The organism is Microbacterium sp. ARD31 (genome assembly GCF_031844425.1).
Map to the genome: position 1 here is coordinate 19,005 of NZ_JAUZVE010000061.1, position 19,949 is coordinate 38,953.

Below are 19,949 nucleotides of genomic sequence, written 5' to 3' on the forward strand. Positions count from 1 at the left end.
CGAGCGTGGGACGGCCGCTGCGGAGCGCGAACTGCCTTCCTGATGCTCAGGCGATCGAGTCGAGGATCGCCAGCTGGGCCTGCCAGGCGGGCGAGTCCGGGTCGATGACGACGAAGTGGTCGCCGGCCACGCGGATGACCTCCGCGGTCGCGCCGGCGGCCTGGGCGTCGACGACGTACCCCTCGGACTGGCCGAGCGGGACGACCTCGTCGTCGACCCCGTGCACGCACCACACGGGTACGTCGAGCGGGATCTGCTGGTGCGGGTCCCACCGGGCGTCGTCGGGACCGGGAACGTGCCCGAGCAGGGCCGCGGCCGCGCCGCCACCCAGGCCCATCCGCTCGGACATGACGAGGTCGAGAACGCCAGCCTGGGAGATCGCGTGGGTGACGCGCACGCGCGGCTCCTCGCGCCCGGCCGCCCAGACAGCGAGGTGGCCGCCGGCGGAGTGGCCGAGGGTGACGACCGTCGCGAGGTCGAGGTCCTCGACGTCGGCGAGCGCGTCGATGGCCGCCGCTACGTCGTCGAACGTCTCGGGAGTGCCGCCGCCGTTGCCGACCCGGCGGTACTCGATGTTCCACGCCGTCCAGCCCTGGTCGGCCAGCGCGCGGGCCAGGGGCTGGCCGAGGGTGAGGTCGTAGGCGGACTTCCAGAAGCCGCCGTGGATGACGACCACGGCACCCCGGGATGCTCCCCGGGGACGGTGGAGCTCGACGAACTGCGACGGGTCCTCGCCGTAGCCGATGCGCTCGGCGCCTTCCGGGACGGCGGGTCCGGGCTCGTCGGTGGGCACGGGCGACTCCTCGGAACAGGCACTCAGCAGGACGGGGACGGCCAGCCCGAGCACGGGCAGGGCGAGAAGCGTACGACGGCGCATGCCTGAGGTTCGGAGCCGATCGGTGGATCGCTCGGCCGCCGGCCCGTCACTCCCCGGGCCCGTCTGCGCGCGGCTGCACGATCTGCACGACTTGGTAGGTGCGTCGTCCCGGGTCGCGCCCGCGGGTGCGCTCGGCCCAGGCCTCGACGACGGCGTCCATCTCGGCGCGCAGCTCGTGGGCCTCCTCGTCGGTGAGCCTGATCGCGTGGTCGGAGACCGCGTGGACCCCGCGCCCGTCCTTCCCGCCCATGGCGAACGCACGGTCGACCACCTCGTGGAGCGAGGCCGTCTTGCTCGCGCGGAACACCTCCACGGCGGCGCGGCCACCGGGGGCCTCCGCGAGCTCGCTGAGGTTGACGCTGAAGCCCTCCGCGGAGGTCACCCGCCACACCCGGTCGCGCCTGTCGCGCGCCTCCTCCGGGGCCTCCTCTACCAGGCCGTACTTCGCGAGCTGGCGGAGGTGGAAGCTGGCCTGGTTGGCCGGGATGCCGAGGGCGTGGGCGATGTCGGCGGCGCGCACCGGACCGCTCGCCGACATCTCGTCGAGGATGCGCGTACGCACCGGGTGCGCGATCGCGCGCAGGACGCGGGGGTCGCTCAACGGCTTCGGCTGCACCATGCGGTTCATCCTACCGAATTGCGCACGCACTATTGCGCAAGGTTACGTGCGCACCATATGGTGCGCATGTGCCCGGCTACCGACAGCTCTCCCGCAACCGCGACTTCACGGTGCTCTGGATCGGCGACACCGTCAGCGAGCTCGGCAGTGCCCTGTCGATGTTCGTCTTCCCGCTCATCGCCTACGCGCTCAGCGGCTCGGCCCTCACCGCGGCGCTCGTGGAGGCGGCGTACCTCGGCGGGCTGTGCGCGACGCTCCTGCCGGCAGGCGTGCTCGCCGACCGCGTCGACCGCAGGCGGATCATGCTTGTGTCGAGCGCCACCGGCTGCCTGGCGTACGCCTCGCTCGCGCTCGCCGGCGCGCTCGGCGCCCTCACGCTGCCGCACCTCGTCGTCGTCGCGCTCGTCAGCGGCGTCGCGGCGGGCGCCTTCAACCCGGCCCAGGTGTCCGCGATCCGCTCGGTGGTCGCGACCGAGGACCTGCCCACCGCGCTCAGCCAGAACCAGGCGCGCCAGCACGTCGCCTCGCTGCTCGGTGGCCCGCTCGGCGGCCTGCTGTACGCCGTCACCCGCTGGCTGCCGTTCGCGGTCGACGCGCTGTCGTACGCCGTCGCCTGCGTGACGGTGAGCCGGGTCCGGACCGACCTGTCCGCGCCGCACCGCCGCCGCGAGCCCCTGCGCCAGCAGCTCGCCGAGGGCTTCCGCTTCATGTGGGCGCGGCCGTTCTTCCGCACGTTGATGGCCTGGGCGTCGCTGACCAACCTCGTCACCAACGCGATCTTCTTCGTGGTCGTCCTGCGGATGGTCTCCGAGGGCGTGCCTGCCGCGCAGATCGGCCTCGTGTCGACCGCCGCGGGCCTCGGGGGCCTCCTCGGGGCAGCGATCGCGCCGAGCCTGATCCACCGCCTGCCGACCGGCCGGCTGACCGTGCTCATCGGCTGGGCGTGCTGCCTGCCGCTGGTGCCGCTCGCGGTCTCGGACAGCGTGTGGACCGCCTGTGCGTGCACCTTCTCGCTGCTGGTGCTCAACCCCGTCGGCAACGCGGGCATCAGCTCCTACCGGATGGCGGTCACCCCCGACCACCTCCAGGGCCGCGTCGGCTCCACCAGCCAGTTCGTCTCGATGTCGGTGATGCCACTGGCGCCCCTGCTCGGCGGGTGGCTGCTGGAGCACCAGGGCGGCACCGTGGCCATCACCGCCCTGGTCGTCGCCTCCGCGCTGCTCGCGGTCCTGCTCACCGCGAGCCGCTCGATCCGCTCGGTGCCCCGGCCGTCGGAGTGGGTGGTCGAGGAGGCGGGTCCTGCCCGGGACCTGGCGGCGCATGGGGCGGTCCGGGCGGGGTAGTCCAGTGACGAGCCGTCGTCGGGAGGGGCTCGCGGCGACCACTCGCCACTGGACTACCCCGGCACGGCCGAGCGCGAGAACCGCGACCCGACCTCGGCGACCCGGTCCGCCAGCTCCTGCGGGGACTCGACGTCGAAGTCGGCGCCCGAGCCGGCCAGCACCATGACCGGCCACGCCAGGTCGTCGACGTTCATCTCCAGGACGCAGCCCGCACCGTCGGGCGTGACGGTGCCCCAGCGACCGACCTGCTCGGCGAGGTCCTCGGCCGGCATGCCCACCCGGACCCGTACGGCGTACCGCTGGGGCATCCGCCGGATGCCCTGCCGGACGAAGGCGAGGGCGTCGTCCGCCGGGAGGTCCCGCGCCCGGAAGCGCTGGCCGGTGGGCTCCGGCGCCGAGATCCGGTCGAGCCGGAAGCTGCGCCAGTCTGTCCGGTCGCGGTCCCAGGCCACGAGGTACCACCGGCGCCCGAGGGAGACGAGCCGCAGCGGCTCGACGCGGCGGTGGGACGCCTCACCCTCGCGAGCGGTGTAGTCGAAGCGCAGCAGCTCGCTGTCGCGGCAGGCCTGCGCGAGCGTGGTGAGGACGGCGGCGTCGAAGACCGGCGCGCCCTCCCACGGACCGGGCGCGTCGGTCTGGCTGGCGACGGCGTCCATCTGCCGCCGGAGCCGCGGCGGCATCAGCGAGAGCACCTTGGAGAGCGCCTGGACCGACCAGTCGTCCATGCCGGCGACCGCACCGGCGGCGGCGGTCCGCAGGCCGACGGCGACCGCGACGGCCTCCTCGTCCTCGAGGAGCAGCGGCGGCAGCGACCCGCCGGCGCGCAGCTGGTAGCCGCCGGCGGCGCCACGCACCGCGTCCACGGTGTAGCCGAGGTCGCGCAGCCGGTCGACGTCGCGGCGCAGCGTCCGCGGGCTCACCTCGAGCCGCTCGGACAGCTCCGGACCGGGCCAGTAGCGATGGGTCTGGAGCAGCGACAGCAGCCGCAGCATCCGCTCACTCGTGCTCATGCCGTCAAGAATATTCCGAATGCGGTCAGGAACTGACCGCATGCGCTCCTAGCGTCGTTGTCATGACCCACACCCACCACACAGGACCGGCGATCGTGACCCGTGGCCTCACCCGCCACTTCACCTCGCTCAAGCAGACCGTCGAGGCCGTGAAGGGCCTCGACCTCGAGATCGGGCAGGGCGAGCTGGTCGCCTTCCTCGGGCCAAACGGCGCGGGGAAGTCGACCACCCTGCGGATGCTCACGACCCTCATCCCGCCCACGTCCGGCACCGCGAGCGTCGCGGGCCACGACGTGGTGACCGGCCAGCGCGACGTACGACGGGCCATCGGGTTCGTCGGGCAGGGCAACGGCGCGGGCCACCGACAGCTCGGTCGCGACGAGCTGGTCAGCCAGGGCCGGGCCCACGGCCTCTCCCGCGCCGAGGCCCAGCGGCGCGCGGCGGAGCTCGTCGAGGACCTCGACCTCGCCGCGGTCGCCGACCGCAAGGTCTCCTCGCTCTCCGGCGGCCAGCGCCGGCGGCTCGACATCGCCATGGGCCTCGTGCACCTGCCCCGCGTGCTCTTCCTCGACGAGCCGTCGACCGGCCTCGATCCCCAGAACCGCGCGAACCTCCAGGGCCTGATCCAGCGACTACACGCCGAGAGCGGCAGCACGGTGGTGCTCACCACCCACTACCTCGAGGAGGCCGACGCCCTCGCCGGCCGGGTGATCGTCGTCGACCACGGCCGCGTGATCGCGGACGACACGGCGGCCCGGCTCAAGAGCGGGCTGGGCGATCTCGTCCGGCTCGGGTACGCCGACGCGGCGCACGCCGCGCGGGCCGCGGCGCGCGTCGAGCGGGTCCCCGACTCGCGCGTCGAGGTCGTCGACGGGTCCGTCGACCTGCGGGTCAAGGACGGCTCCGCGATGGTCGGTGAGCTGCTCGCCGACCTGGCCGCCGACGGCGTACCACCGTCGCGGGTCGAGGTGGCCCGACCCACCCTCGACGACGTCTTCCTCGACCTCACCGGTCGCAGCCTGCGCGAGACCCGGTCCACCACCTCAGACGCGGACGCCACGTCCGCCCCCACCGAGAGCGAGGTCGCAGCATGAGCACCTTCGTCAACGACACCCTGAACGTGATGAACCGCGAGCTGAAGCCGGTCTGGCGCGAGCCGATGGCCGTCGTGTTCGCGATGATCCAGCCGCTGGTCTTCCTCGGGCTGTTCGCCCCGCTGCTGCCGGAGATGGCGTCGGGGTCCGCCCTGCAGTGGTTCGTGCCCGGGATCGTGGCGATGACCGCCCTGATGGGCGCGTCGTTCACCGGCTCGAACCTCATGGAGGAGATGCAGTCGGGCTCGCACGAGCGCCAGCTGGTCTCCCCGCTCGGCCGCCCGGCGCTGCTCGTCGGCCGCGCGCTCAAGGAGGTCGTGCCGATGCTGATGCAGGTCGCGATCATCGTCGCGGTGGTGACCCCGTTCAGCTTCGACCTGCACCTCGGCGGCGTCCTGGCCGCCGCGGCGGTGCTCTCCCTCTTCAGCATCGGCGTCGGCGCGCTGTCGTTCGCGCTGGCGCTGGCGTCGAAGGGCGAGGACTGGATGTTCTGGACCGTGCAGCAGACGCTGCTGTTCCCGGCCCTGCTCACCGCCGGCGTGCTGCTGCCGATGGAGGGGGCCCCGCGGTGGCTCGAGGTGGTGTCCGCGCTCAACCCGATGACGTACGTCGTCGACGCGGTGCGCGCACTCTTCGCCGGCACCTTCCCGGTCGACGTGGTCACCCAGGGCGTCGCCGGCGCCGGGGTCGTCGCCGCCCTCGGGCTCTGGGTCGGGGTCCGGGCGATGCGCCGCTCGAGCTGACGGGCGTTCGTACCCCGGGATACCTAGGGACGTTCCGGTAGGTGGATCCGTCGGATCGCCTACCGGAACGTCCCTAGATAGCCGGTGGGAGGGTCAGGTGAGAGGACCAGGGCCGCGATGGTCGCACGCACGGGCCCGAGCCTGCACGGACAGCGTGATCGTGGAAGGTCCGAGTCACGGGGTGGCTCGGATCTTCCACGGTGTGGCGGGAGTCCCCGGACATCCGGGGACTCCAGCGACGCCAGCGCGACGGAGGACCCAGGATCAGGAGCCGAGGACGGCCGGCAGGGTCGCCTGCCAGGCGGCCTTCGCCTCGGCGACGGGGAGCTCGAAGGCGCCCTCGACCGAGATCGTGTCGCCCCCGGTGCGCCCGAGGGGCGTGAGGGGTACGCCGTGGCGCTCGGCGAGCGCGACCAGCGCATCGGCCTGCTCGTCGGTCGTCGTCACGACGGCTCGCGCCGTCGACTCGGAGAAGAGGGCGACGAAGGGGTCGCCCGGCAGCGCGACCGAGACGCCGATGCCCCGGTGGAAGGCCGACTCGGCGAGCGCCTGGGCCAGGCCGCCCTCGGACAGGTCGTGGGCGCTGGTCACCACGCCGTCGCGCGCGGCGTCCTGCAGCAGCGAGGCCAGCGACTGCTCGGCGGCGAGGTCCAGGCGCGGGGGCAGCCCGCCGAGGTGCCCGTGCACGACGTGCGCCCACTCCGACCCGGAGAGCTCGTCGCGGGTCTCGCCGAGCAGGAACACCCGCTCGCCGGCGGCGCTGAACCCGGTCGGCGTACGGCGGGTGACGTCGTCGATGACGCCGAGCACGGCGACCACCGGCGTCGGCAGGATCGCGGTCTCGCCGGTCTGGTTGTAGAGGCTGACGTTGCCGCCGGTCACGGGGATGCCGAGCTCGAGGCAGGCGTCCTTGAGGCCGCGGCACGCCTCGGCGAACTGCCACATCACGTCGGGGTCCTCGGGCGAGCCGAAGTTGAGGCAGTCCGAGACCGCGAGCGGCCGCGCGCCACCGGTCGCGACGTTGCGGAACGACTCGGCCAGCGCGAGCTGCGCTCCGGCGTAGGGGTCGAGCTTGGCGAAGCGGCCGTTGCAGTCGGTCGAGACCGAGACGCCGAGGTTGGTCTCGGCGTCGACGCGGACCATGCCGGAGTCGGACGGCTGGGCGAGGACGGTGTTGCCCTGGACGTAGCGGTCGTACTGGTCGGTGATCCACGACTTGTCGGCCAGGTTGGGCGACGCGACGAGGCGGAGCAGGGTGTCGCGCAGCTCCTCGCCCGCCGCCGGACGCGCCAGGCGCGAGGCGTCGTCGGCCTGCAGCGCGTCCTGCCAGTCGGGTCGGGCGTAGGGGCGCTGGTAGGTCGGGCCGTCGTGCGCCACCGATCGCGGGGGTACGTCGACGACGCGCTCGCCGTGCCAGTCGATGTGCAGCCGGCCGGTGTCGGTGACCTCGCCGACCACCACGGCCTCGACGTCCCACTTCGCGCAGATCGCCATGAAGGCGTCGACGTCGCCGGGCTCGACGACGGCCATCATCCGCTCCTGCGACTCGCTCATGAGGATCTCCTCCGGCGCGAGCGTGGAGTCGCGCAGCGGGACCCGGTCGAGCTCGACGTGCATGCCGCCGTCGCCGGCGGAGGCCAACTCGGACGTGGCGCACGAGAGCCCGGCGCCGCCGAGGTCCTGGATGCCGGCGATCACGCCGGCGGCGAAGAGCTCGAGCGTGCACTCGATGAGCAGCTTCTCCATGAAGGGGTCGCCCACCTGGACGCTCGGGCGCTTGGCCGGACCGGTCTCGTCGAAGGTCTCGCTCGCCAGCACGGACACCCCGCCGATGCCGTCGCCGCCGGTGCGGGCGCCGTACAGCACGACCTGGTTGCCGACGCCGGACGCCTTGGCGAGGTGGAGGTCCTCGTGGCGGAGCACGCCGACGCACAGCGCGTTGACGAGCGGGTTGCCGGCGTAGGTCGCGTCGAAGACCGCCTCCCCGCCGATGTTGGGCAGGCCGAGGCAGTTGCCGTAGCCGCCGACGCCGGCCACGATCCCGGGCAGCACGCGCGCGGTGTCGGGGGCGTCGAGCGGGCCGAACCGGAGCGGGTCCATGACCGCGACCGGTCGCGCGCCCATCGCGAGGATGTCGCGCACGATGCCGCCGACGCCGGTGGCCGCGCCCTGGTAGGGCTCGACGAACGACGGGTGGTTGTGGCTCTCGACCTTGAAGGTCACGGCGTAGCCCTGGCCGATGTCGATGACGCCGGCGTTCTCCCCGATGCCGGCGAGCATCTTCCCCACCGGGGTCTCCTGCGGGATCTCGCCGAACTGCTTGAGGTGCACCTTGGTCGACTTGTAGGAGCAGTGCTCGCTCCACATGACCGAGTACATCGCCAGCTCCGAGCTGGTGGGGCGGCGGCCGAGGATCTCGCGGATCCGGGCGTACTCGTCGGCCTTGAGGCCGAGCTCGGCCCACGGCTGCTCGCGCTCGGCATCGGCGGACGCCTGGGCCACCGTGTCGAGGGTGCCGGTCGCGCCGGACGTGGTCAGGGACTGCTGGGCGCTCGTGTCGGGCACGGCGCCAATCTACCGGCGGGCGACGCGGCCTACGTCATCAGTCCGTCGGCGAGGACCTCCAGCATCGGGCGGACGGCCGCGGCGTCGAGGTCGGACTGGTCGGCGACGGTCGCGACGCCGCCGACGAGGCGGGCCACCTGCAGGGGCGTGACGTCCTCGCGTACGGCGTGCTCCGACCGCAGCTGGTCGAGCACCCGGCCGCTGGCCGACTGCAGCACCTCGCACTTCGTGCGGATCGGCGACGCCTCGTCGCCCATGGCGCCGGTGATCTTGGCGGGCCCGCCCTTGTGCACGCTGATCAGCCGGACGTACTCCTCGAACCAGTTGAGCAGCACGTCGCGCGGAGCGCCCTCGTGGGCCAGCGCCTTGTCGGCCGTCTCCTCGACGTGGTCGACCCACGCCTGCATCACGGCGTCGATGAGGTCGTCGCGGCTCGGGAAGTGCCGGTAGAGGGTGCCGGGCCCGACGCCGGCCTGCTTGGCGATGAGGTCGAGCGAGGCGTCGTACCCCTGCTCGCGGAACACCTGGCGAGCGACCTCCACGATCCGGTCGCGGTTGCGCTTGGCGTCGGCACGCACGGAATTCTCACCTCGGGCTTGCTAAACGGAGACAGTCTCCGTATTGTCGTGGAGGAAGCGGAGTCATCCTCCGGATCTACTGTACCTCGGCCAACGAGGCCAGAACAGGACCGCACCTCATGTCATCCACCACCTCCCTGCGCCCGCGGGGGTCCTCGCGAGAGCTCCCCACGGAGCTGCCGCCGCAGGCCGGCCGCGCAGCCGCCGGCATCGCGATCGTGCTGGTCGCCCAGCTGATGATCGTGCTCGACGCGACCGTCGTGAACGTCGCGCTCCCGCGCATCGACGCCGACCTGGGCTTCGGCCCCGCGTCGCTGTCGTGGGTGCTCAACGCCTACACCCTCGCCTTCGGCGGGCTGCTGCTCCTCGGCGGCCGCCTGGGCGACGTCTTCGGCCGCCGCCGGGCCTTCGAGCTCGGCCTGGCCGTGTTCACCGTGGCCTCCGCGCTCGGCGGCCTGGCCCAGACGCCGGGCCAGCTCGTCGCGACCCGCGCCCTCCAGGGCGTCGGCGCCGCGCTCGCCGCACCCAGCGTCCTGGCCCTGCTCACCACGAGCGCGCCCGACGACGCCGCCCGCAACCGGGCCTTCGCCCTCTTCGGCGCCGTCTCCTCGGGAGGCGCCTCCATCGGGCTCCTCCTCGGGGGCCTGCTGACCGACGTCGGCTCCTGGCGCTGGACGCTGTTCATCAACGTGCCGCTCGGCCTCGCCGTGCTGCTGCTGGTCGGCCGCTTCGTCGACGAGACCCCGCGCCGCCCCGGCCGCTTCGACCTGGTCGGCGCCGCGAGCGCCACGATCGGCGCCGTCTCGCTCGTCTGGGCGCTCATCGGGGCCCCGGAGCACGGCTGGGGCTCCGCGCGCACCGTCGGCGGCTTCGTCGTCGGCGCGGCGCTGCTGCTCCTGCTCGCCCGGACCGAGACCCGGCACCCGCACCCGATGGTGCAGCCGCACCTCGTCCGCAGCCGCCGCCGTGCCGGCGCGCTCGCCGCGATGGCGCTGGTCATCGGCGCCAACCTGTCGATGTTCTTCCTGGTCGTCCAGTACGTCCAGGTGGTGCTCGGCTACGGGCCACTGATGTCCGGCGTCGCGTTCCTGCCCTTCAGCCTCGGCATCTTCGCGATGTCCCGGTTCACCCCGTGGCTGATCGCGCAGGTCGGGCCGCGCGCGATGCTGATGGCCGGCACGGCCGCCCTCACCGTCGGGTACGCCTGGCTCAGCGCCGCGGACGCGTCCGGCACCTACCTCGGCGCCGTGTTCGGGCCGATGCTGATCGCCGGCCTGGCGACCGGCCTGGTGTTCATGCCGATCACGGTCACCGTGCTCGCGGGCGTCGAGCTCGAGCACGCCGGCTCGGCGTCGGGCCTGCTGCAGACCACGCAGCAGCTCGGCAGCGCCGTCGGCGTCGCGGTGATCGTCTCGGTGTACGCCGCCGGGGCCGTGCCCGGGCAGTTCGTGCCGGGGCTGCAGGCCGCCTTCCTCACCTCGGCGGGCTTCGCCGCCCTCGCGCTGCTGGTCGCCACCGCGGTCCTGCGCACCCCGCGGACCGACGTGGAGCCGGCGGTGCTCGACCCCGAGCCCGAGGCGGTCGCCGAGGCGGCCTGACCCGCCCGCGCCCGCTCAGCCGGGATCAGCGACCCGCGCCCCTGTCGTCGGCCCCCTGGTCGGCGGCGGGGGCGTCGTCGTACGCCGACGGGTCCGCCTCGCTCTGGTCGCCGGTCTCGTCCGCCTCGACCTCCGCCTCCGCGAGCCGTTCGCGCTCCTGCTTCTCCGCCTGGCGCTCGGCGCGGCGCGCCGCCCTCTCGGCGCGCTTCTCCTCCAGCGCGGCGCGCTTGGCGTCCTTGGCGGCCAGCCGTGCGGCCTGCCGGTCGCGGGCGGCGCGGGTGTCGTCGTCCTCGCCCTGGCCCTGGAGGCGGGGGGTCGTCAACCGCTGCGGGCCGCTGCGCCCGCTCGCCATGCCGCGCGACATGGTGCCGGCACGGGCGGCCATGCCACCCGCCATGCCGCCGATGGGCGGGACGCCGCTCGCGGACTGCCGGCGCGCACCGCGCAGGCCCGGGGCTCCCCCGGCGGCGGTGGCGATGATCGGGGCCAGCCCCGCCGCAGAGATGCCGGTCAGGGACGGCATGCTGACCGAGATGGGCGCGATCGGCGGCAGCCCGGCGCCACCCGCGCCGACGCCGGCACCGCCCTGGGCCGAGCCCAGGACCGACGTGCTGGGCACCGGGACGGTGCCCACCCCCGACTCCTCCTGGCCGATCTCCAGGCCGCGCGCGAACGTGCCGCCGGTCAGGGTGGCCAGCTCGGTGCGGACCAGGACGAACTCCGCGCGCGCCGAGCGCAGCCGCGTGCTCTCCTGGTCGAGCGCGAGCGTGAGCCGTCGCCGGATCTCCTCGGCCTCCTGCTCGGCGGCGGCGACCGTGGCCCGGTCCTCGTCGGCCTCGGGCTTGAACACGAGGTGGCGGGACTCGCCCACCACCTCGTGGGGGATCGCGGCGACCGTGGTCCAGGCCTGATCGAGCTCCTTCTGGGTCGAGGTGATCATGCTGCCGACCGCCTGCAGCGACGCGGCGACCTGGGTCGCGAGCGTGGTGAACCGGTCGAGGTTGGCGAGGACCTGACGGCGAAACCGGTCGTAGCTCTCCGCGGCCGCGGCGTCCCAGCCCTCGGTCGCGCGCAGCGCGGCGTCGACGATCTCGTCCCCGCGGCGGGTCATGAGCATCGCGACCTCGCCCCACCGCACGGCCGCCACCTCGAGCGGTGCCACGTCGGAGCGCAGCTCCCAGAGGTTGGCCGGCACGGTCAGCGCCCCCCGTGCCCGGGCATCCGGCCGAAGCCGCCCTCGCCCATCCGGTGGGCCGCGCGGTCGAGCTCGGAGGCGACCGTGTCGTCGGCGCTGACCGCGTCGTGCGCGGCATCGAGCAGGCCGTCGACACCAAGGCCGAGCGCCTGGGTGAGCGCGGCGACCACCTCGCCCGCGTCGGTGAGCGAGTCGGCGTACGACGAGGCGACGTTGCGCGTCCCGGCGGCGTCGCCGAGCCCGGAGCACGCGGCCGCGAGGTCGTCGAGGGCCGTGGACCAGTCCTGCGCCATGCTCGCCAGGACGGCCTCGGAGGTCGCGGCGAGCTCGACCAGCCTCGTGGGGTCGACCTGCATCAGGGCCCGCTTGCCGCTCTCGCTCACCTCTGCGGGATACCCGCCGCCCGCAGGCCCAAACACGCCTCGTCCGAACCTGTGGGCAAACAAATGCCGCGCGTTGGTTTCGCCGGCCGGTCGGCGGGGAACGTGAGCCAGCACACCACGACCTCCTCCCCTCGGCCCCCTGGAGACGCGCATGAACGCCGTGATGACCGTCGACCTCTCGGAGCTCGACGCCTGGTCCGCCCAGGTCCAGCGCGCGAGCGACGACCTGACCGGCATCGCCCGCAACGGCGGCCACAGCCTCGTCCAGACTGACTTCGGGCCGATCCTCGAGACGATGATGGGCGCCTACAACGCCCTCCTCCCGTCGGTGCACCAGTCGCTGACCGACAACGGCACCGGCATGGGCGACCACGCGGAGGCGCTGCGGGCCACGGCGCGCGACTTCACGCTCACCGAGGACGGCGTCGTACGCCGCCACCGCGCCGCCGGCGTCGACGGGCGCGACGGGTCGAGCGCCTTCTTCGACGTCGCCGACACCACCATCCGGCGGGCCGGGCCGACCGAGACGAGCCTGCCGCAGATCAGCTTCGGCTTCCCCTACGACACCGTGTGCGACCTGGTCCGGATGCTCACCGGCTTCGACATCCGCGCGGAGCTCGCCGAGAAGATCGGCGGCGACGTGGTGAGCGCGTCGTCGCAGGGGTCGTCGTTCGGCAGCCTCGGCGCGTCGATGAGGGGCGTCGCCGCGAACCTGCAGAGCGGCAGCGAGACGATCTCGAAGAGCTGGCAGGGCGGCGCGTCGGACGCGGCGATCAAGCAGATCGGCACCTGGGTCGGCTCGCTCGACACCCAGGCCGGGCAGCTGGTGCAGATGGGCCAGAACATCGTGCAGATCTGCCGTGACGCGTGGCAGACCGCGCTGTCGGTCGTGCAGTGCGTGAAGTCCGCCGTCCAGACCGTCTCCTCTGCGCTCGCCACGATGAGCATCCCCGGCGTCGGCTGGGCGCGCGTGGTGCAGGCGGTGTGGCAGGCCTTCCAGGCGGTGATGAAGGCCTACAAGGCCATCATGAAGCTCATCAACATCCTCAAGCAGGTGAAGTCCTTCATCGAGACCGTCAAGAACTTCTTCGACGGCGACACGGCGCCCGTCTCGACGCCGACGGCGCCGACCGCGACCGGCGCGCCGAGCAGCGTCATCCGCGACCCCGGGTCGGTCTCCACCCCGACGATCGGCCAGCGCGCACCGGCCGCACCGGTGGCCCCCGTCCCGGCATGAGCGCGGCCGACGGGGGCGCCGAGGTCCGCAGCCAGGCCGAGATCCTGGCCGCGATCGCCGAGGCGCGCGAGGACCTCGGGGCCAGCCTGGCCGACCTCCGGGCGACGGTCGAGCAGTTGAACGCGCGCCCGCTGCTCACCGAGGAGGAGCGCGAGGCGCTCGAGGAGCAGGCGGAGTCCGGCGAGCTCGGCGAGGACATGAAGATGCTGGTGGGCAAGATCAAGGACGGCGAGGACACCTGGGAGCAGGTCTTCGCCGGCGAGTCCCCCAACGGCGCGCTGCTCCAGGGGCACCTGACCCGGATGTTCGAGGAGCACAAGGAGGACATCGCGCTCGCCTTCGAGGAGCTGGTCGAGGAGGAGGAGGCCAAGGGCAACTTCCTCCTCGACGAGGTGCCCGACTCCGGCACCTGAACTACACGCCTGTAGTTCCCTCGAAGGCCTGTTACGCCTGTGACTGGTGTGGTTGTCTGCTGTTCCGCCTCGCCGCCGCCCCACCCTTCCCCGCCTGCTGGAGTCACCCATGCGTCGCCTTCCCCGTACGCTCCTCGCCGCCCTCGCGCTGCTGCTCGCCGCGCCGCTCGTCGGGTCCACCCCGGCCGGGGCCGAGCCGTCCGGCGGAGGTGCGCCGAAGGTCGCCAGCCAGCGCCAGGTCGCCCTCGCCACGCCGGGTGACTTCACCGGCTACGGCTTCGACCAGTGCCTCGCCCCGACCCAGTCGGCGATGGACCGGTGGTGGGCGAAGTCGCCGTTCTCAGCGGTCGGCATCTACATCTCCGGCGACTCCCGCGCCTGCCGGTCGCAGCCGAACCTCAGCCCGACCTGGGTCGCCGCCCAGGTCGCCCGCGGCTGGCGGCTGCTGCCCATCGCGCTGGGCCCGCAGGCCTCGTGCCAGCCGCGCTTCCCGCGCTACCAGGACGACTTCACGATCTCGAACAAGCCGGCCGGGGGCTACGCCACGGCGGCCGCCCAGGGTGCCGCCGAGGCCGACAAGAACGCCGCGGACGCGACGGCGTACGGCATCGGGGCGGGCAGCACGATCTGGTACGACCTCGAGGGCTTCGACCTCACGAACACTGCCTGCCGCGAGTCCGCGCTGGTGTTCGTCTCGAGCTGGGTGACGCGGATCAAGGAGCACGGCTACGTCGCCGGGTTCTACTCCAGCGCCAGCTCCGGCATCAAGATGCTCGACGACGCCCGGACCCAGCGGCCCGGCCAGTTCGCGCTGCCCGACCGGATCTGGATCGCCCGCTGGGACGGTGCCGCCAACACCTCGACGACGTACATCCCCGAGGACGGCTGGCGCCCGGGCGGCCGGATGAAGCAGTACCGCGGCGGCCACAACGAGACCTGGGGCGGCGTCACGATCAACATCGACAGCAACTTCATCGACCTCGGCGCGGGGTCGCAGCCCGTCGCGGAGGGTCGCTGCCCCGGGACCCGGCTCGGCTACTGGAAGTACCCGACGCTCACCCCGTCCTCCGCCAGGGCGACGCGCGTGAAGGTGCTGCAGTGCCTCCTGACCGAGCAGGGCACCTACGCCGGTCCGGTCAACGGCACCTACGACGCCGCCACGATCGCCGCGGCGCGCGCCTGGCAGGCGGCGCGGAAGTTCACTCCCTCCGACACCTTCGCGAAGCGGCACTGGGTCGCGCTGCTCGCCGCCGGGGCGCGTACGACGGTCAAGCGCGGCTCGTCGGACGAGGCGGTCCACCGGCTGCAGCGGGCGCTCAACGCGGCCGGGGCGGGACGCTTCCGCGCCACCGGCGTGTTCGACGCGAAGACCGAGACCGCCCTGCGCACCTACCAGTCGCGCCTGCGGATCACCGTCTCCGGCGTCGCCACCACCCAGACCTGGAACAAGCTCCAGCGCGGGCTGTGAGCGCCGTCCATTTCTCCACTCGAGCGGCCATATGGTCGCCCGAGCGGCGGAATGCGGTCTGCCGGGCGGCCATGTCGCCGCTCGAGTCGAGACCTGACGTCAGGCGGGCGGGCCGACGACCAGCGCGACGCCGGTGAGCCCGGCGACGGCGAGGAGCCCGACCACGAGGCCCTGGGCGGGGCGGCGGAGGAGCCAGGCGGCGACCCGCTCGAGGACGCCGTTCGGGGCCTCGGTGCGCAGGCGCCACGTGTCGCCGAGCAGCCCGGCGCGCTCGGCGTACCGCTCGAAGGGCACCGTCGCGAACGGGGGAATCGCGGCCAGCAGGCCGAGCGCGACCCGGCTGACGGCCCACCGCTGGTCGATCCACAGCAGCACCGTGGTCAGGCAGTAGGCGATGAACACGACGCCGTGCACCATGCCGAAGACCTGGACGCCGAGCTCGGTGGTCTCGGTGACGTACTTGAGGAACATGCCTGTCAGCAGCAGTGCCCAGGTGACGGCCTCGGCGCGCGCGACGAGACGGTAGAGGCGGGTCGGGCTCATGCGAACGCGGTCTCCACGAGCGAGGTGAAGAACCCGAGGCCGTCCGTGCCGGGACCGGTGAGGTCCTCGACGGCGTGCTCGGGGTGCGGCATCAGGCCGACGACGTTGCCGCGCTCGTTGGAGATGCCGGCGATGTCGCGCAGCGACCCGTTGGGGTTGTCGCCGAGGTAGCGCGCGACCACGCGCCCCTCCCCCTCGAGCCGGTCGAGCGTCGCCTCGTCGGCGACGAACCCGCCCTCGCCGTTCTTGAGCACGATGGTGAGCTCGTCCCCGGCGGCGTACGCCGACGTCCACGCGGTGTCGACGCGCTCGATGCGCAGCCGCTGGTCGCGGCAGACGAATTTGCGGTGGTCGTTGCGGATCAGCGCGCCGGGCAGCAGGTGCGACTCACAAAGGATCTGGAAGCCGTTGCAGATGCCGAGCACCGGCATCCCCTTGCCGGCGGCCTCGACCACCGACGTCATGACGGGGGCGAAGCGCGAGATGGCGCCGCAGCGGAGGTAGTCGCCGTAGGAGAACCCGCCGGGCAGGATCACCGCGTCCACGCCGCGCAGGTCCTCGTCACCGTGCCAGAGCGCGACGGCCTCGTTGCCGCCGATGCGCACGGCACGGCGCGCGTCGACGTCGTCGAGCGAGCCCGGGAAGGTGACGACGCCGACCTTCACGAGCGGCCGGCCTCGTGCGCGACCTCGGCGACCGAGTGCTCCTCGACGTGGACCTCGTAGTCCTCGATCACCGGGTTGGACAGCAGCGTGCCGGCGACCTGTTCGATCTCGGCGAGCACCGCGTCGGTGATCTCGCCCTCGACCTGCAGCTCGAACCGCTTGCCCTGGCGGACATCGGTGACGAGGTCGAACCCGAGGCGGGGCAGCGCACCGAGCACCGCCTTGCCCTGGGGGTCGAGGATCTCGGGCTTGGGCATGACGTCGACGACGACTCGGGCCACGGAGTGCTCCTGGGGACAGGCTGGAGGGGGCGAGGCCGATTCTAGTGACGTCCCGTGCGGCACCCCGCGCCGGGCACGCATGTGCGGACACTCGCTCGGGTACGCGGAGCCATGATCCGCGTCGGCATCTCCGGCTGGCGGTACGCCGGTTGGCGCGGCGTCTTCTACCCGACCGGCCTCCCGCAGCGCCGCGAGCTCGAGCACGCGGCCGCCCGCCTGACCACGATCGAGGTCAACGGCTCGTTCTACTCCCTCCAGCGGCCGTCGAGCTGGCGGTCGTGGGCGGAGCAGGTGCCCGACGACTTCCTCTTCGCCGTCAAGGCACCGCGCTTCATCACCCACATGAAGAAGCTGGTCGACGTCGAGGCGCCGCTCGGCACGTTCCTCGCGTCCGGCGTGCTCTCCCTCGGGCCGAGGCTCGGCCCGCTGCTGTGGCAGCTCCCGCCCAACCTCGGCTTCCACCCCGACCGGCTGGCCGCGTTCTTCGACCTCCTCCCGCGACGTACGTCGGACGCGTCGGCGTTCGCGGCGGCCCACCACGACGCATCGAAGCTCAAGGAGCCGGCCGACACCGCGGCGCCGGTGGACCAGCCGATCCGCCACGTGCTCGAGGTCCGCCACGACTCGTTCCGCACGCCGGAGTTCTGCGAGCTGCTGCGCGCGCACGACATCGGGATGGTGGTCGCCGACTCGGCCGGGACCTGGCCGATGTTCGACGAGGTCACCAGCGACCTGGCGTACGTCCGGCTCCACGGCGACCAGGAGCTCTACACCAGCGGCTACTCCGACGCCGCCCTCGACCACTGGGCCGAGAAGGTACGCCGCTGGGACGCGGCCGGCCTCGACGTCCTCGTCTACTTCGACAACGACGCGAAGGTGCACGCCCCCTTCGACGCCCTCGCGCTGCAGGAGCGGCTGGGCGTCTGACTGGGGAACCACCCGCAGGTCGGAGGCGGTCGGCGGGCTGCACCTCGTTCCCCACTCAGCCCAGTGACCGGTAGTGCTCGAGCATCATCGCGTCCAGCACGGCCTGGTCCTCGTCGTCCTCGACCAGCGGCGGCGCAGGCACGAAGGCTCCCACCCGCCAACGCCGCTGGTCCGGCGGCAGCCACCGCGCACGCCGCCTCGCCGAATGCATGCGCTCCCGCCACACCCGCTCGGGGTCACCGGCCACCAGGACGAAGAGCTCCAGCCCCACGTCGCGCAGGGCGTCGGCGCGCGCCTCGTCACGCCGCTGCCGCTCGCGACTGCGGTGCGCCGCGCCGTTGTACTCCCCACAGGTGCCCGACTCGTCGTCGAGCAGGTCGACCACCGCGATCACCCGCCCGGAGAGGTCCAGCACCTGCCGGTTCATCAGGGGCCTCGGGAAGCCGAGCCCGCCCTCCCAGACCTGCAGCATCTCCGACTCCTTGGGCGACCGGCATTCGCCGCACGCCCGCTCGAGGGCGTACGCCACGGCGTCGGGTTGCCGCCGCCGCGACGCGAGGACGCGGAGCGCGTCGAGGTCGACCACGCGGGCGGCGAGCGCCATGTCGACCATGACGCCGGCCCGTTGCGGCGAGCCGACCCGGCGCGCCTCGTGCAGGAGCGCGACCTCGCCCGGCGCGCACGGGATGCCGTACCTCCCGATCGCTGGCGGGAGCGCGCCGCGGGTGCGCTCCACCAGCACACCCGGCCCGCGGATGCGTGAGGCGTGGGGCAGCAGGACCGGCACGGGCTGTGGCGTGCGACCGCCGGGTGCGAGCCCGTCGAACCACGCCGCACCCGCGAGCCGGAGTGCCGCCCAGCCCGTGACCATCGCGCCGGGCGGGAGCCGGACCGCGGCCTCGAGGATGCGCTGCTCGACAGTCAGCGGGACGTCAGCCGGCACCACCAGGCCGTGGCTGCTGTGGCGCCAGGACGGGCCGGCGGCGGCGCCCCGCGTCGGTCCGGTGAGCCCGGCAGGATCCACCCGGACCGGACGCACCAGCCCGGTCGGCGGCGGGCAGCACGGGTGGAAGTCGGACATGTCCGGCTCCTGCCCGCGGGAGGCCGGCGTACTCCTGTCGCCCTGCGCCTGTGGACGACGCGCTCCGGGGAACCACCTGCACCCCGATCGCGCGCAGGGCGATGCTGTTGGTTCCCCACATCGTCACTCGTGGCGGCGCGCCGCCACGATCACCAGCCCGACCCCGAGCCCGGCGACGAGGGGACCGAGGATCGCCCAGATGCTCTGGTCGGTCATCGGGCTGCCCTCGAGGTAGCCCAGCCCCTGCGCGGTCCAGACGCCGCCGGTCGCCACCATCACCACGCCGAGCGCGATGAGGAGTGCCCGCATCAGCTCAGCTCCCGCTTGAGGATCTTGCCGGTCGCGGTCATCGGGAGGGCGTCGACGAACTCGACGAGGCGGGGGTACTTGTAGCCCGCCATCTGCTCCTTGGCCCACGCCACCAGCTCGTCCTCGGTCACCGTGGCGCCCTCGTGGCGGATCACGACGGCCTTGATCTCCTCGCCGTGGCTCTCGTGGGGTACGCCGATCACGGCGGCGAGCGAGACGTCGGGGTGCGTCATGAGCACCTCCTCGACCTCGCGCGGGTACACGTTGTAGCCGCCGCGGATGATCATGTCCTTGGACCGGTCGACGATGTAGTACCAGCCGTCGGCGTCCTTGCGGCCCAGGTCGCCGGAGCGGAACCACCCGTCGACGATCGCCTCCTCGGTCGCGTCGGGGCGGCCGTAGTAGCCCTTCATGATGTTCGGGCCCTTGATCGCGATCTCCCCGACGACGTCGGGCGCGTCCTCGACGTCCTCCCGGACCCCGGGCTCCGGGTCGATCAGCTTCATCTCGACCCCGGGGATCGGCTTGCCGATCGAGCCGACGCGCACCGGCTCGCCCCACACCGAGAAGCTCGCCACGGGTGAGGTCTCGGACAGGCCGTAGCCCTCGAGGATGGTGACGCCGAAGCGCCGCTCGAACTCCTTGTGCACCTCGACGGGGAGCGCCGAGCCGCCCGCGACGGCGACGCGCATCTGCTCGGCCAGCTTCTTCACGTCGACGCCGGAGTCGTCGAGCGCGCCGAGCAGCCCCCAGTACATCGTCGGCACGCCCGCGAAGAAGGTGACGCCCTCCTTGTCCATCAGCGCCAGGGCGGGGCCGGCCTCGAAGCGGGGCAGCAGCACGACCGTGCCGCCGAAGGCGAAGCCGGCGTTCATGATCACCGTCTGCCCGAAGGAGTGGAACAGCGGCAGCACGCACAGCAGGATGTCGGGCGTCTCGGCGTTGGCACCGAAGAGCGCGTCGCTGGCGAGCGCGTTGCTGATCATGTTGCGGTGCATCAGCTCGGCGCCCTTGGGCTGG

The 19,949-nt window shown here is 73.1% G+C and carries 21 protein-coding genes; 8 read left to right on the top strand and 13 right to left on the bottom strand.

Annotated features, from left to right (window positions below; genetic code table 11):
* Window positions 1–46: 46 nt before the first annotated feature.
* Window positions 47–877, bottom strand: coding sequence for an alpha/beta hydrolase (locus Q9S36_RS46000; RefSeq protein ID WP_311291466.1), 831 nt, complete (start codon window positions 875–877; stop codon window positions 47–49).
* A 46-nt stretch (window positions 878–923) separates the two neighbouring features.
* Window positions 924–1,496: a helix-turn-helix domain-containing protein gene (locus tag Q9S36_RS46005; protein ID WP_311291467.1), complete on the bottom strand. Its 573-nt coding sequence runs from the start codon at window positions 1,494–1,496 to the stop codon at window positions 924–926.
* A gap of 68 nt (window positions 1,497–1,564) precedes the next feature.
* Here Q9S36_RS46005 and Q9S36_RS46010 point away from each other — a divergent pair, with 68 nt between their 5' ends.
* Window positions 1,565–2,839, top strand: a complete 1,275-nt coding sequence (locus Q9S36_RS46010; protein ID WP_311291468.1) for an MFS transporter — start codon at window positions 1,565–1,567, stop codon at window positions 2,837–2,839.
* 53 nt (window positions 2,840–2,892) lie between these two features.
* Here the strand turns inward: Q9S36_RS46010 and Q9S36_RS46015 are convergent, their stop codons facing one another.
* On the bottom strand, window positions 2,893–3,849 hold the full coding sequence (locus Q9S36_RS46015) for a YafY family protein (protein ID WP_311291469.1): 957 nt from the start codon (window positions 3,847–3,849) through the stop codon (window positions 2,893–2,895).
* A gap of 62 nt (window positions 3,850–3,911) precedes the next feature.
* Between Q9S36_RS46015 and Q9S36_RS46020 the strand changes: the two genes are divergently transcribed.
* Window positions 3,912–4,943: an ATP-binding cassette domain-containing protein gene (locus tag Q9S36_RS46020; protein WP_311291470.1), complete on the top strand. Its 1,032-nt coding sequence runs from the start codon at window positions 3,912–3,914 to the stop codon at window positions 4,941–4,943.
* On the top strand, window positions 4,940–5,686 hold the full coding sequence (locus tag Q9S36_RS46025; RefSeq protein ID WP_311291471.1) for an ABC transporter permease: 747 nt from the start codon (window positions 4,940–4,942) through the stop codon (window positions 5,684–5,686). The genes Q9S36_RS46020 and Q9S36_RS46025 overlap by 4 nt, the downstream gene beginning before the upstream one ends.
* Window positions 5,687–5,950: 264 nt before the next feature.
* Here Q9S36_RS46025 and purL read toward each other — a convergent pair whose 3' ends face one another.
* Window positions 5,951–8,251, bottom strand: a complete 2,301-nt coding sequence (purL, locus tag Q9S36_RS46030) for a phosphoribosylformylglycinamidine synthase subunit PurL (RefSeq protein WP_311291472.1) — start codon at window positions 8,249–8,251, stop codon at window positions 5,951–5,953.
* Window positions 8,252–8,280: 29 nt separating this feature from the next.
* Window positions 8,281–8,829, bottom strand: a complete 549-nt coding sequence (locus Q9S36_RS46035) for a helix-turn-helix domain-containing protein (protein WP_311291473.1) — start codon at window positions 8,827–8,829, stop codon at window positions 8,281–8,283.
* Between the two features lie 119 nt (window positions 8,830–8,948).
* Between Q9S36_RS46035 and Q9S36_RS46040 the strand changes: the two genes are divergently transcribed.
* Window positions 8,949–10,427, top strand: a complete 1,479-nt coding sequence (locus Q9S36_RS46040; RefSeq protein WP_311291474.1) for an MFS transporter — start codon at window positions 8,949–8,951, stop codon at window positions 10,425–10,427.
* Window positions 10,428–10,452: 25 nt separating this feature from the next.
* Here Q9S36_RS46040 and Q9S36_RS46045 read toward each other — a convergent pair whose 3' ends face one another.
* Both Q9S36_RS46045 and Q9S36_RS46050 read right to left on the bottom strand, forming a co-directional pair.
* Window positions 10,453–11,622, bottom strand: a complete 1,170-nt coding sequence (locus Q9S36_RS46045) for a hypothetical protein (RefSeq protein ID WP_311291475.1) — start codon at window positions 11,620–11,622, stop codon at window positions 10,453–10,455.
* 2 nt (window positions 11,623–11,624) lie between these two features.
* Window positions 11,625–12,005, bottom strand: coding sequence for a hypothetical protein (locus Q9S36_RS46050; protein WP_311291476.1), 381 nt, complete (start codon window positions 12,003–12,005; stop codon window positions 11,625–11,627).
* A 151-nt stretch (window positions 12,006–12,156) separates the two neighbouring features.
* Here Q9S36_RS46050 and Q9S36_RS46055 point away from each other — a divergent pair, with 151 nt between their 5' ends.
* From Q9S36_RS46055 to Q9S36_RS46065, 3 genes are all read left to right on the top strand, one after another.
* Window positions 12,157–13,242 (top strand): hypothetical protein, encoded by a 1,086-nt coding sequence (locus Q9S36_RS46055; RefSeq protein WP_311291477.1) that lies wholly within the window; start codon window positions 12,157–12,159, stop codon window positions 13,240–13,242.
* Window positions 13,239–13,655, top strand: a complete 417-nt coding sequence (locus tag Q9S36_RS46060; protein WP_311291478.1) for a hypothetical protein — start codon at window positions 13,239–13,241, stop codon at window positions 13,653–13,655. The genes Q9S36_RS46055 and Q9S36_RS46060 overlap by 4 nt, the downstream gene beginning before the upstream one ends.
* A 109-nt stretch (window positions 13,656–13,764) precedes the next feature.
* Window positions 13,765–15,123 carry a glycoside hydrolase domain-containing protein gene (locus Q9S36_RS46065; RefSeq protein WP_311291479.1) on the top strand — a complete coding sequence of 453 codons (1,359 nt, stop codon included), beginning with the start codon at window positions 13,765–13,767 and terminating at the stop codon, window positions 15,121–15,123.
* A 99-nt stretch (window positions 15,124–15,222) separates the two neighbouring features.
* Here the strand turns inward: Q9S36_RS46065 and Q9S36_RS46070 are convergent, their stop codons facing one another.
* Genes Q9S36_RS46070 through purS form a run of 3 tightly spaced genes read right to left on the bottom strand, consistent with a single transcriptional unit; the run spans window position 15,223 to window position 16,612 of the window.
* Window positions 15,223–15,666, bottom strand: a complete 444-nt coding sequence (locus Q9S36_RS46070) for a DUF3817 domain-containing protein (RefSeq protein WP_311291480.1) — start codon at window positions 15,664–15,666, stop codon at window positions 15,223–15,225.
* Window positions 15,663–16,331 (bottom strand): phosphoribosylformylglycinamidine synthase subunit PurQ, encoded by a 669-nt coding sequence (gene purQ / locus Q9S36_RS46075; RefSeq protein ID WP_311291481.1) that lies wholly within the window; start codon window positions 16,329–16,331, stop codon window positions 15,663–15,665. The genes Q9S36_RS46070 and purQ overlap by 4 nt, the downstream gene beginning before the upstream one ends.
* Window positions 16,328–16,612, bottom strand: coding sequence for a phosphoribosylformylglycinamidine synthase subunit PurS (purS, locus tag Q9S36_RS46080; RefSeq protein WP_311291482.1), 285 nt, complete (start codon window positions 16,610–16,612; stop codon window positions 16,328–16,330). Before purS ends, purQ begins: the two co-directional genes overlap by 4 nt.
* A gap of 111 nt (window positions 16,613–16,723) precedes the next feature.
* On the opposite strand from purS, the gene Q9S36_RS46085 reads away from it, so the two are divergent.
* Window positions 16,724–17,539, top strand: coding sequence for a DUF72 domain-containing protein (locus tag Q9S36_RS46085; protein ID WP_311291483.1), 816 nt, complete (start codon window positions 16,724–16,726; stop codon window positions 17,537–17,539).
* 55 nt (window positions 17,540–17,594) lie between these two features.
* On the opposite strand, the gene Q9S36_RS46090 is transcribed toward Q9S36_RS46085, so the two are convergent.
* From Q9S36_RS46090 to Q9S36_RS46100, 3 genes are all read right to left on the bottom strand, one after another.
* Entirely contained in the window at window positions 17,595–18,620 is a 1,026-nt protein-coding gene (locus tag Q9S36_RS46090; RefSeq protein WP_311291484.1) for a hypothetical protein, read from the bottom strand.
* Window positions 18,621–18,743: 123 nt separating this feature from the next.
* Complete coding sequence (locus Q9S36_RS46095; protein WP_311291485.1) at window positions 18,744–18,929, bottom strand: hypothetical protein; 186 nt, start codon at window positions 18,927–18,929, stop codon at window positions 18,744–18,746.
* Window positions 18,929–19,949: AMP-binding protein (locus Q9S36_RS46100; RefSeq protein ID WP_311291486.1), on the bottom strand; the 1,021-nt coding region annotated here is incomplete at its 5' end. The genes Q9S36_RS46095 and Q9S36_RS46100, both read right to left, overlap by 1 nt.

Bases quoted from the DNA above. Each gene is read 5' to 3' on its own strand.
- Q9S36_RS46025 (WP_311291471.1), top strand. From the start codon at position 4,940: ATGAGCACCTTCGTCAACGACACCCTGAACGTGATGAACCGCGAGCTG.
- Q9S36_RS46015 (WP_311291469.1), bottom strand. From the start codon at position 3,849: ATGAGCACGAGTGAGCGGATGCTGCGGCTGCTGTCGCTGCTCCAGACC.
- Q9S36_RS46005 (WP_311291467.1), bottom strand. From the start codon at position 1,496: ATGGTGCAGCCGAAGCCGTTGAGCGACCCCCGCGTCCTGCGCGCGATC.
- Q9S36_RS46070 (WP_311291480.1), bottom strand. From the start codon at position 15,666: ATGAGCCCGACCCGCCTCTACCGTCTCGTCGCGCGCGCCGAGGCCGTC.
- Q9S36_RS46055 (WP_311291477.1), top strand. From the start codon at position 12,157: ATGAACGCCGTGATGACCGTCGACCTCTCGGAGCTCGACGCCTGGTCC.
- Q9S36_RS46090 (WP_311291484.1), bottom strand. From the start codon at position 18,620: ATGTCCGACTTCCACCCGTGCTGCCCGCCGCCGACCGGGCTGGTGCGT.
- Q9S36_RS46065 (WP_311291479.1), top strand. From the start codon at position 13,765: ATGCGTCGCCTTCCCCGTACGCTCCTCGCCGCCCTCGCGCTGCTGCTC.
- Q9S36_RS46095 (WP_311291485.1), bottom strand. From the start codon at position 18,929: ATGCGGGCACTCCTCATCGCGCTCGGCGTGGTGATGGTGGCGACCGGC.
- Q9S36_RS46000 (WP_311291466.1), bottom strand. From the start codon at position 877: ATGCGCCGTCGTACGCTTCTCGCCCTGCCCGTGCTCGGGCTGGCCGTC.
- Q9S36_RS46020 (WP_311291470.1), top strand. From the start codon at position 3,912: ATGACCCACACCCACCACACAGGACCGGCGATCGTGACCCGTGGCCTC.
- Q9S36_RS46060 (WP_311291478.1), top strand. From the start codon at position 13,239: ATGAGCGCGGCCGACGGGGGCGCCGAGGTCCGCAGCCAGGCCGAGATC.
- Q9S36_RS46085 (WP_311291483.1), top strand. From the start codon at position 16,724: ATGATCCGCGTCGGCATCTCCGGCTGGCGGTACGCCGGTTGGCGCGGC.
- Q9S36_RS46040 (WP_311291474.1), top strand. From the start codon at position 8,949: ATGTCATCCACCACCTCCCTGCGCCCGCGGGGGTCCTCGCGAGAGCTC.